Origin of the sequence: Bacteroides sp. AM16-13 (assembly GCF_003602705.1) — a bacterium.
Classification (GTDB): Bacteria; Bacteroidota; Bacteroidia; order Bacteroidales; family Bacteroidaceae; genus Bacteroides; species Bacteroides xylanisolvens.
This window is the reverse complement of the sequence record NZ_QTLK01000018.1, coordinates 76338-88866: the sequence shown is the minus strand read 5'-3', so window position 1 is coordinate 88866 and position 12529 is coordinate 76338. Positions and strand designations below refer to the sequence as shown.

The following is a 12529-nucleotide window of genomic DNA, read 5'->3' as shown; positions in this document are numbered from 1 at the left end:
TGATACAGTAGTTCTAGTTATTCAGTTCTATTTCTTTTTATCTTCAAAATGATAGTTATATGGATTCCGCTTAAAATGATAACGATTTCTTGGCACCGGCAATGGGTCTTGTACACGCAGTTCCCAAGTCATCAATTCTTCCAGCAATTCCATTTGTTTGGAGGCATATTTCTTTTTATTATAAAGATTATTAATCTCGGAAGGATCGGCTTTCAAGTTATACAGTTCACCACGACCATAATTGTCGAGTACTAGTTTCCAGTCATCTTTGCGAACCATACGTTCAGTTCCGCTTTGTGTCCAGGTATTCAGTTCGTCAAAGTGAGCTATTTTATTGGGTTGCAAAGCCCCCTCTTTAGCAAATGTCAACGGTTCATCCCGGGTGAAATCTTCACCACCGAATCCCTGTTGTACAATTACACTCGAGAATTCTTTCTTTGGGTACGATTTACCCGTCAACATCGGCCATAAACTGCGTCCTTGCACTCCCAAAGGTATATCTGCACCGATTGCTGTACAAATAGTAGGAAATACATCAGCAATAGAAACATGCGCATCCATTGGAGATTTTTGCGGATGAATGTTATATCCTGCCCAAATCATCGGAATACGGGTCAAACATTCAGGCACTCCTGCACCTTTACGAATCAAGCCATACTCCCCACAATAATCCCCATGGTCTGACAGGATTACAAAAATGGTATTTTCATAAAGCCCGGCTGCTTTGAATCCTTCAATCAGACGTTTGGTCTGGTCATCAATCAGACGAAGCATTCCTAAATAATTCCCACGCAAACGAGGAAGATCTTCCGCCAGGTTCGGGCAGGCTGTATCTTCCAATTCCGCCAAAATCTCATACTTATTTCCTTTTTTAGATAAATCGTTCCGGCTAGTCAAAGTTGCCGGTATCTTTTCCGGAGAAAACATTGAGAAATAAGGCTCTGATATCTGATATGGATTATGCGGTTCAGGCATTGAAACCCACATAAAGAATGCGGAATCTTTTTGCTGCTCCGCCCAAGCCAAAGCTTTGGTAACCATTTTCACCGGATTCTGCGCTTCTGCCGGGAAAGGGGTGGCTTCCAAATATTGACCTCTCGCTTTATTATTCAGAAAAAATGCAAAGTCCTTATCTTCCTGCGTATCACGCTGATTCTTTCCCCAATGAAAATATTCCTCACAATAATCAAAATCTTTCCCTTTCACATGCGCATGGTTCTTTCCCACTAATGCCGTCTTATATCCTTGTTCTTTAAACACTTCGAGCATATCTTTCTTATAATACATATCGGGAGTGTTGTGGTTCGTACGGACATGCGTAGCAGTCGGATAACGTCCTGTAAACATGGAACAACGCGCAGGCATACTAGCAGGAGCTACCGTATACGCCTTATCAAACCAGACATTACTCAATGCCAGCGAATCGGCAAAAGGAGTGACAGCCATCGGAAAACCTTCGCGACCGCACAAATCAGCTCGCTGTTGGTCGGTCATGATGATAACAACATTGGGTTTGGGTGTTTGTGCCGACATTGGGATAACATTAACCATACTGGAAATCGCAGAGATTGAAACTAAAACTTTTGTATTCATATAATAAATTCTTTAATCGTTCACGCCCAAAGTTCGACAATTCATTTGACAAACTACGAAAATAGCTGTTCAATAAAGGACAAAAAATGACAAATAGCCCAGTTACAAACACACGATGAGCCTATTGACCACGATCAATAGTTATACACAGAGCAATTACCAATATTGACTAAAGAAATTCAAAGCCGCCTGGTAAAAGGCCTTTGTATCTCTTTGCTCTTTATATAGGCTCTCCAATACTTCTTCATATCTAACCGGGTCAATCTTATTCCGGATAGATTTCCATAGCCCGATGTTCACATCAACCTGCTCAATGCCTCGTTTCAAATTAGATTTGAACTCTTCACGTAATGACTTCCCGGATTTCATTTTATGCGACCACGGCACGTTGTGAAAACAAAGCAAGTAAAGTTCGGGACATTGTGACAAACTGTTGAATATATCCTTGTTGTATTTAAAGTATTGAGACACATAGTTCGTACCTTTTGTGGTACGATCAGTACCGATAGACTCTTTGCTCACATGCCACTCTTTGTTTGCACGCTGTTCGAACCCTGCCGTATAATGATCTTCCCGCTTTACAGTAAATCCTAGACTGTAAGGGGCATGGGCACAGACAAAGCTTTCCCATGTTGGCATCATCATTTGCCGGATGACTTCCAGCGTTGCTTCGTCACAATTCCAGGTAGACTTTATCCAATCGGATGTAATACTTTCGGTCGTTTCTTTCGGATTCCATGCCAGACGTCCGAAAGCATACCAATTGGCTTGGGCAAAGTGATGAGCAGTCCAATTGCGCGAACGACCAATATTGCCTACTCCTGCCATACCAAGCATATGGGACGGGAATGTCTTTCCGGTGATAATATTCGATATGGTACTCCCCTTTCCGTTGCAATATGTATCGAAGTCGAGAAAGGTTTGCCTCCACATGGGCAACAAATAAACTAGGCTAACGGAACGTCCCAAGTACTCTTGCGTAATTTGAAGTTCGGGGAACAAAGGAGTATGACGCATGGCTCCGAACAACGGTTGAGCCGGTTCACTGGGCTGAAAATCAAGTGTTCCGTTTTTGGTTTGCAACACTACGTTCTCATCAAACTGTCCGTCCAAAGGTTGAAACTCCTTATAAGAACGTTTCATTCTATCTTTATCAATCTCCGGATTATAGACAAAGGTACGCCAAAGCACAATGCCTCCATGAGGTTTGAGTGCACGGGCTAACATATTGGCGCCATCCACATGGCTACGATGATAATCTTGCGGACCTGCCATGCCTTCAGAGTTGGCTTTTACAAGGAAACCTCCAAAGTCTGGTATCAAACTGTAAATTTCGTTGACCTTATCCGTCCACCACTTTTGCACTTCGGGATTGAGAGGATCGGCTGTATCCAGATGTCCAATTCCGACACCTCCCCATTGTTTCCCCGCGTCTTTGGTTGTAGAAGGTTTTACGGGAGCAGCAAAGTTGGGTGCAAGATACACCTTGATGTGATACTTTCGGAAGATATCAGCTAACGCGGCAACCTTCTCTAAATAATCGTGCCCTAAGATACGTGGGTCGGAATTGACATTGTTCAGAATCACGGCGTTGATACCGATGGATGCTTCCGCACGGGCGTAGTCGGTATATCGAGGTTCGATTTTCTTTGGCAAATCGTCCCATGCCCACAATCCCTTTCCGGCATAACCGCGTTCCACCGTTCCGCCTAAGCCTACCCAATGATTAATCATGCGGAATTCCAATGCAGGAGTTTCTTTGATATTTAACTGTTCAAGCGGATATCCACATTGTATCAGTCGAATCAGGTGGAACGTACCGTAAAGAAATCCTGCATCGGAATAGGCTTGAAGTGTTATCCTCTTTTTACCACTGCGGATGATATATCCTTCCTCTCCCAGCCCTTTATCTTTACAGAAACTCATCTGAATCCCTGCCGCCTCGTCCTGAACAAATGTTAATGTAACAGTCAGTAACGCTTTCAAGGCACGCTCCAGTTCTTCTCTTATTACTTCATCATACCGGCTTCCGGGCAGAGTAATCCGACTACCATACCGAATCGCGGATTGTTTCAAGCCGGACTCGGGAAGAGGTTTATAATTCATCCAAAGTTCATACCCCGTATCTACGGTAGATAACGTCTGTTCCTGACCATAAAGATAGCTCATAGAGCCCAGAAAGAAGAACAGAACGATGCTAAAGCAACGAAAACAGTGATTCATGAGTTTCTATTTTATGCATATTAAAACTTTATTTTGCTTGAGCAGCCTCCAATCGAGCCACTCCTTCCATTAAAGAAGCACCGCTTGCCTGCGCTCCCATAGAAGCTATATTAGCCGAGTTGAATGAACTTCCCCAATAATAATTGCAATACATGGCAGGCCATTGTGTTCTGTCCATGTTTTTTCGCAAAGCTTCCGCGTTGTCTTGCAATTTGAGCGTCAGCGTATTTCTAACAGTACCCGATGCCGCATCATCCAAAACGAGATTCACGGCATAGGGAATTAACACTGCTTTGAAAATGCTTTGGTTCATATCTGTCCCTTCGTCGCGCAGAAATCCTTTGTTAGTACAGCGAGTACTGGTAAAGGCATAACTTATTACCTGTTCCGCAATTGCCATGTATGACTGTTCCTGTGTAATGTGGTATAGCTGTCGGCAAGCTTCGCCGAATGTTCCCTGTGTATAAGTCAGAGGAGGTTCTCCCACCCGATAGTCACTTTTCAGAATATTGGCATTAACATAAGCACAGAGTGTTTTCGCATCCGTCAGATATTTCGCATCTTGAAACTTCAGATAGAGCTTTGCCGCTACCAGACAACCCGGAGCATTCGTACAAGCGTTTCTGGTTTTATCAACACTTAACTCTTTCCACGGAAGTCCTTTCCCTTTCTCGTCTTCCCATGCACGGGTGATAATTTGAGTATCATAAACAGTCTTAGCCATATTGATATAGGTATCGTCCCCGGTAGCCTCCGACAAACGTATCAAGGTAAGACAAATCCAACACATATCATCCGTAAAACGATTTCCGAATCCGGTAGTCCCATATTTTGTGTCACCCTTGTCATAGTTATTGGCTTTATTATCATACCACAACTTAAAATAGTTTTCATACGTATCAGCCAAACTCGGATTTTTATCTTTAATACGTTGATAGGAATAGATTACTACATCCATGGCATGCGCTTGCTGCCAATAGATATTGCCGGAGTTATTGCTCTCATTTGCGGGTGTTGCCCAGAAAGTGCCTTTCGGTTTGTTCATGAACTGGTTTATCAGCACCGTTGTACAACTGTCGGCAAGGTTAGCCCACTTGAATTCAGAGTCTGCCTCTTCCTGTTCCTCCTCTTGCCCTTTTTCCTGTTCCTGTTGTGCTATCAAGTTTACCCATTCAGGTTCTGCTTTGCACCCCATATATAATAAAGGAGTACACAACAGCAGCATTAATAGTATTTTTTTCATCTTTACTCATTTTTTTATGGTTACCAAGTCTCTACGCGCAAATCATAAAGCGGATCTTGACGCAACACCAGTTTCTCCACCGCATGATAATACTTGCCACCGTTCTCATACGTATATTCCAGATCGAACTGCGGAGCACGAGTACCAGCCTTCGCCACATAATCGTAGTCTCCTTCAGTCTGATAGGTACCCGTTGCATTGGTGATTGCCGCTTTGCCGCTCACTCCTTCCACTGTCACATTCTTGTTGGCATCCATTGTCAATGTCAAACTACCTACTGCTTCCAACTTATTGCCTACACCGGGACACACCACTACACGCGGAGTCGTAGTCTTAAAAGTGGTAGTACTACATTTGATAATATCTTTGGTATTACCATAACTTACCGGTGCACCAACAGGATTTCCTCCGGCATCCACTTCAGTTACACTTCCCATGCGGTAATAAGTGCCAGCGTAAGTACTGATATATTTAATAACAGCGACACATGTTTCGGCTCCTTCTCTCAAAGCGTTCATCGAGTTTTCCGTCATTCGGAAAGGGAGTGCGTAATGATCCGTCAGACAGAGCGGATCGCTATAGAAAGCATCAGTAAAATTGATGCCTACATCAGCTACCGGAGAGTTCGATTTACGCACACGGAAATATTCCGGATCCGCCAGTGTATAATAGTTGGCGGGAAGCAACGTTTTCCCCGTTCCTTCAAGCAAGGAGGGGTCAATGGTAAATTTCGCCCAATCATTCATGTCTATTTCACGTTTCCCACCAATAGCCACTCCGACATAAATGTTCATATCACGGTCGCTAATCACAGTTCGCAGCGGTTTTGCTACGGCAAAGCCCATGTCGGCTCCTTCGTAGTCGTGAGTATAGTCGTCATAACATGCCGTCATCCCGACTAACAGCAGGAGTGCGGACAGTAAAAGTTTTGCAGATTTCATACTTTCTTCTTATTATAGTTAAACACAATCACCATCCTTTATTATTGATAAGATTAGGATTTTTCTGTACCTCTAAATAAGGCAATGGCATGTAATAATAGCGAACATCGTTTAATGGGCGATCTTCTACCTTTACCACCTCGAATTCGTCATCGCCTGAACTGTCACGAGTGACCTTCATTCCATAAATAGGCTCATTGAGAGGTAACAGCCAACGGCGCAAATCCCAGAAGCGTTGATTTTCGAACGCAAATTCAATTCGGCGTTCATTTTGTATCAATGTACGGAACGTTTCTTTCGAAGCAGCCATCTCGTCCAAATAAGTCACGTCGGTAATTCCGCCTGACTTCTCCCGAATAGTTTTTATCACATCGTAGGCAGACTTGGTGCATCCGGGTCCCACAACTTTCGGTCCGAAAGCTTCATTGGATGCTTCAGCGAAATTGAGCCATACCTCTGCTTTGCGCAACATCGGATTGTAGTGACGGGAATCCTGTTCTTCGAGCGGTTTCAGAAAGTCGGCAACCGTATTCATAAACTTTGCCAAGTAATAACCCGTACGTGTAGCATTTACGTTCATGTAACCGGAATCTTTTCCGCCCGGAGTAACGTCAATATACGAACTATTAGCCCCAAACTGACGTCCCTGATAGTAAAGATTCACATTGAAACGGTTGTCACGCTGGCAATCATAAGGAAAAGTTTCGTCATACAACGACCGCGCATCAGTAATGGGAAATCCATTCTTTGCCGGGAAAGCATCAGCCAGATTCTGCGAAGGCGTGGTCTGCGCGTTCCCGAAATAGAACGGCGGATAATGCCGTTGCTCCAGACCATGATTACGTCCCATAAATGTGCGAAAAAGAAATTCAGTCGATTGGTCATCCCCTCCATCGTACAGGTTCTTCGGAACTAATGCCGAGTAGTTCGTCATTCCACTCATTGCCAACACTTCATCGGCATAATTGGCCGCACGTTCCCATTTGGCTTGGTAAGCCGTTTCGTCCAACACCGTATAATCGCCCATGCCGTTCAATCGTACAATGTTATCTGGCTGATAAGCAGGGCTGGCAGCATAGAGTAGCGTTCGTGCTTTCAGTGCTGCGGCGGATAATCCCGAAGCACGACCGAATGCATCGTTGCCAAATACGGCATCCCCTCCGGAATAAGTCAATGGAAGTAACGCCATTGCTTCGTCACAATCGTAACAAATTTGCTTGACGCAATCTTCATAACTATCGCGCGAAAAACTTTCCGGATGCGCCGCTTCTTCCGGAGTAATATAATGTGTTACGATAGGATAGCCCAACACTTGTCCGTTATCGGTCTTTCCACCATACATTCTCAACAGATTGAAACTGCACCATGCTCTAAGAAAAATAGCTTCTCCACGCAAACGCTTTTTGTAAGCCTGGTCGATTTTATTGTCGGATATATTGTAACTCACCTCATCCGTAAGTCCATTGTCGAGGAAAGTGTGAATACGTTGCAGCTGATCATAACAAGCACTCCAATTTCCCAAGGGATTGTTCGTGCGGCTAAAGCCGCCCTGTCCGGCACGATAAACACTGGAATCGTAAACACGTGTCATGGCATTGTCTGTTGCCGCATCCAGAAAGTTGCCGTCCCATGCATCAGGGGCGGTCAATACATCCTGATAAACCGAGAGCAGCACACCTTGTGCCTTTTCACCGTTGGTCCATGTATCATCCACCGACCATTGATTATTCAGCTTGGTATCGAGGTCGGTGCAGGCGCTTACGATGCATGCAACCCATGCAAGGACTATTATGTATCTAAATCTTTTCATCATTTCTTTCATTTAGAAGTTAATGGATATTCCGCCCGTAATGGTTCGGTAAGTCGGATAGTTGGTCAAGCCGGACAACATACGTTCGGGGTCTAAGTCTTTGATGCCCGAAAGTACAAACAAATCGGTTCCCCTCACAAAGAATTTGAAATCTTTTCCTATAAACTTGCCCGTTTTATTGGCAAGCGTATAGCTCAACTCCACATTCTTCAGACGGAAAAACGACCCGTTTTCCGACCAGAAAGAGGAATTGCGGGAGTTGTTTGCTCCGGAGGTGGTAGTCAGTCTGGGCTGGGTCCCGGTAGGATTGTTTACCGGATGATAACGGTCGAGCGCCAATACGGAATATCCGTCCAGGCCGTTGTTCCAATAGTACGAACTAGAAAGTATATTCGTGACGCCTGTCGTAGCTGTACCCAGTATGTAAAGACCAAAACCTTTGTAATTCAACGAAAGATCAATACCCATCGTGGTAGTGGGGAAGCTTTGTCCCAAATCGGTTACGTCATTATCATTAATCATATTGTCACCATTCAAATCGGCATAAGCGATATCGCCTACCTGATAGGCACCATAGCTTTGCAACGGATGCCCTGCCAACTGCACGTCTTTACCAAACAATCCTTCTGCCTGCAAACCAAAAATAGTACTAGTGGCACGTCCCACGCTCTTACGGTAGTTTTCGATGTTGTCCAATTCATCGCTCTTACGCAATTCGTTTTGGGTGAAAGTAAGGTTCACCCCCACATTGTAATGAATCTCACCGATTTTATCTTGCCACCTTACCTGCGCATCTATGCCTTGGTTCATCACTTCACCGATGTTCTCGGCAGGAATAAAGTCTCCCACTACAGCAGCGTATTTAGCAGTGTTCTTTCCAATGATATTCTTACGCATTTCGCGAAAATAATTTATGTCACCCGAAAGGCGGTTGTTGAAGAAACGTCCCTCTATGCCTATATTCAGTTCATTGGAATATTCCCATTTCAAGTCCGGATTGCCATAACGCACCAAGTCGGTAGTTGGACCTCCGGTACTAGGTTTGTGTTCGAATTTATCACCGTTCTTCCAGTTAGTACGATAAAGGAAATGTCCCGTATTGCCGGCATATCCCAAATGTCCGTAGTTAATCTTCAACCTTAACGAATTAACGGCTTTTACATCTTTCATGAAATCTTCCTTAGAAATCATCCATGCTCCCCCAATGGCATAAGCAAAGAAGTAGCGGTTACTGCCGCTAAAGCGGTTCGACCCCATAGCCGAGAGAACGCCTTCCAAAAAGTAACGCTTATTGTAAGCGTAGTTACCACGAAAGGTAAAAGTGCCGTCTTTCACATCTTGTGTATTACCGGTTTTCTCTTCAGTAGTATAACGGAAAGCGGCTTCTGCCAATACATCGTGCAAATCGAATGAATGTTCATAGTTTACGTTGGCACGCCATCCAAAGTTACGATATGTATCGTTGGATGAGATAGATTGCTTTTTGGGCAAATTCAACCTCTTACGTTCCGTGAACCGAAGCACTTCCTCCCCTTCATCGTCAAGGTAGCGTTCGATAGAATAAGTAGGATAAGCGTTACGTAACTGTTGACGCAAGTAACTATAATTATCAAATGTCACATAAGCATTTGCCGTCAGACCTTCAGTCAATGATTTCAGGTCAAACTTCAATCCTAAATTGGTCTGACTATTCACATAACGTTCCGAAGTGTTGCCTCCATAAGCCATATCCATATACAGGTTGTTAGTCTTGCGGACACTGGTTCCGAATATCAAAGACGATTCGTCGGTGGTGACTCCATCGCGACCATTAATATCTTCCGGAGCAATCATAAAAGGATATTCGTTGGGACGAAGGGTAGAGATTTCACTAAACAGCGTGGCTCCATCCACAGCCCCCCAATCTTTCTTCTCAATCCGTCCTGCTACATCAGCCGAAGCAGTCAGAAAGTCGGTAATGCGCAAATCCAAATTACCTCGCGCGTTGATACGATTCAAATTCGAACGATCACTGACTTTTTCCAAACCTGAACTGCCGGTATAGCCTACTGTCACGGCATAAGTCGCTTTCTCTGTACCTCCGTTCAATTCGATCGTAGCCTTGCGGAATGTACTTGCGTCACGTAGAAATTCTTTGTAATAATCGACATTAGGATAACGCAAATCATTCACACCCTTCGAATTTTTATAACCTTCAAGATCAGTTGCCGAATAAAAAGGCTGTATACCATCGTTTACACAAGCCTCGTTGAACAGCGTGGCATAATTGTAAGAGTCGAGAAACTCCGGCATACGAGTAACCGGTTGTATACCGTATTCCAATCCTACACGAATCACGCGTTCATTGGCTTTCCCCCGTTTGGTACGAACGAGTATCACTCCATTCGTAGCCTGCTCTCCATACATAATTTTAGCAGTGGCATCCTTTAAAATCTGTATGGATTCGATTTCTTCGGGCAGGATGTCATCAATCGGACGTTTGATACCATCGATAATCACAATGGCTTCGCTCGTTCCATTATTGTGCAGACCTCGCACATAGAAAGTAGAGTTATCATAACCGATACCTCCCACATTAGGGATCGCTATCAGTCCGGCAGCCTGTCCTTGCAACGCATTCGACAGTTGCAAAGTAGGATACTTCTTCAGGTGATCCATATTGACCCGGCTTACGGCACTTACCGAATCCGGCTGTTCTTTTTGGGCATTCGCAACAGATGTTATCCCCAGGAAGAAGATGCCGGCGAACAATCCTTTTAAGAATCTATTATAACTATTTCTCATAAATATCAAAATATTAAAGTGTGATTACCAACCGGGATTCTGCTGCAAATTGTGAAGTGCATCCACATCGTGTTGCGGCAATGGATACCAATAGTTGCGCATATTCGAGAATCCGCGAATTTCCTTCTCCATGTCAAACACCGTATAAGTGAAACTTGCCGGACGCGTACCAGACTGCCCATTCTCTGCGTCTTCATAACTGCCTACAGGATCGAAGTAAACTCCCTTTATCGGATAGGGTTCGCTAAACAGTGTGTGCATGATCATCCAACGACGAACATCCCACCAGCGATGGTTTTCGAACATCAGTTCCACTCCCCGTTCCCTGCGATAGGCTTTGCGGAACTTTTCGGGATCGGACACGATGTCGGAAGGAATATCCGTCACACCGATACGGTTGCGGATAGTATTAAGGGCTTCTTCTGCCGTCATACCACAGTCTTCTACTTTAGCAGTCGCACTTCCGGTAGCTTCAAAAGAGGCTTCGGCAAAATCAAGATAAAGTTGCGTAGCACGGATAAAGACGGTTTGAGCAATCTTCTTAAGAAACGGTTTGGTTGTTTTTAACGATTCATCATGACGAAAGTTTGCCTCCGGCCATATAAACTTCCTGCACATAAAGCCCGATAAATCTCGCCCGTTGGTATGCTTTGACGACGCATAGGCATCATAAGCTCTACAACCTCTCCACAAACGGATGTAATAGGGTTTCCCACTCTGATAAGTTCCCCAAGTATCACCAGGAACAAGGATGTTGTTGTAGAAACGAGGGTCACGATTAATGAAAGCATGTTCCGGATCGAAACTGTAACCCGACCGGGTATCATCAATCGGATAGTAAACACCATCTGCTCCTTTACGTTCGTACATATTTACCGCATTTAGTGTAGGACAGCAAAGGGCGAATGATTCCGAACCGGTTCCTCCCGTCATGTCAGCATAAAGCCAAAAAGCACGTACTGTTTTGGAACGATCGGTATCACTAGGTATTCTACGCCGCCACCAGATAGTCTCTACACGCTTGAGTTCCGTATCGGGAAACCAGAACAGATTCATATACTCATCGGCAGTTGCCAGTCGTACACCTGTTTTCGCTTCATTCTGCTTCATATAGGTGATAGCTGCCCATGCAGCCTTTGCAGCCGCCTTTGCACGTTCCTGATCATAGCTTTTTATTTGAACAGAGTTCAGATCGTTCTGCATTAATGGGCTGGCGTCGTAGAGCAAAGCCATCTCTTTGAATGCCAGAGCTGCTAATTTAGTAGGACGGCCATACTGATTGTCCGGCCATGTATCGGGCAGCATAGAAATAGCTTGATCTATATCACCCACCATCCATGCGCTACTTTCGTGATAAGTGACACGAGGAATGTCATCATCACCACCAGCAAATAGTACATCAAGAATCGGCATGCCCCCATAACGCTTGATAACGTTGAAATAGAACCAAGCACGATAGAAATAGGCCTGCCCTAGAATTTCATTACGTTGTTCTCCTGTCAACGGCACTTTATCAATGTTTGCAATGACCCGGTTTACTATACGTATGGCAGGAAGTGCCTTGCCAACAGGAGTATTGTTGCCATTGCCGACCTCTGCCACATTAGCGGCCTTGTCAGTAGTCAGCCATGATCCGGAAAAAAACTTGGCAAAAGCGGTTTTATTATATGTTGCGGACATCTCATCGCCCATTACGCCTACATACGTGCGTTGATTCTTTCCATCATCTGCACCTTCAAATGTGTTGTAGGCTTCTAACTTAGGATATACTTGATCCAAGAATCCACGAATGGACTCATAACTGCTATATACGGCATCTTCCGTCAGACCGCCGGAGTCTTCACGCTTATCCAGAAAGTCTTCGCAACCTGCCAAAAGCAGGGAAAGCACTCCGATCACTGCATATTTATATGTTTTCTTCATTGAATTCATCGT

7 protein-coding genes are annotated in these 12529 nt (G+C 44.4%); all 7 read right to left on the bottom strand.

Features of this window, described 5'->3' with window-relative positions:
* Positions 1–27: 27 nt before the first annotated feature.
* The 7 genes from DW173_RS15415 to DW173_RS15385 all read right to left on the bottom strand — a co-directional run bounded on the left by DW173_RS15415 (position 28) and on the right by DW173_RS15385 (position 12517).
* Complete coding sequence (locus DW173_RS15415) at positions 28–1533, bottom strand: sulfatase (RefSeq protein WP_182429368.1); 1506 nt, start codon at positions 1531–1533, stop codon at positions 28–30.
* 216 nt (positions 1534–1749) lie between these two features.
* Entirely contained in the window at positions 1750–3816 is a 2067-nt protein-coding gene (locus DW173_RS15410; RefSeq protein WP_120144713.1) for an alpha-glucuronidase family glycosyl hydrolase, read from the bottom strand.
* Between the two features lie 28 nt (positions 3817–3844).
* Entirely contained in the window at positions 3845–5059 is a 1215-nt protein-coding gene (locus DW173_RS15405) for a glycoside hydrolase family 76 protein (protein WP_120144712.1), read from the bottom strand.
* Positions 5060–5079: 20 nt separating this feature from the next.
* Positions 5080–6000, bottom strand: coding sequence for a DUF1735 domain-containing protein (locus DW173_RS15400; protein ID WP_120144711.1), 921 nt, complete (start codon positions 5998–6000; stop codon positions 5080–5082).
* 28 nt (positions 6001–6028) lie between these two features.
* A complete protein-coding gene (locus DW173_RS15395) occupies positions 6029–7810 on the bottom strand; it encodes a RagB/SusD family nutrient uptake outer membrane protein (protein WP_120144726.1) in 1782 nt (593 codons plus the stop codon).
* 12 nt (positions 7811–7822) lie between these two features.
* The gene (locus DW173_RS15390) at positions 7823–10594 is read right to left on the bottom strand and encodes a SusC/RagA family TonB-linked outer membrane protein (RefSeq protein ID WP_120144710.1); all 2772 of its coding nucleotides are present in this window, start codon (positions 10592–10594) and stop codon (positions 7823–7825) included.
* Positions 10595–10618: 24 nt separating this feature from the next.
* On the bottom strand, positions 10619–12517 hold the full coding sequence (locus tag DW173_RS15385) for a RagB/SusD family nutrient uptake outer membrane protein (RefSeq protein WP_120144709.1): 1899 nt from the start codon (positions 12515–12517) through the stop codon (positions 10619–10621).
* Between the last annotated feature and the right edge of the window lie 12 nt (positions 12518–12529).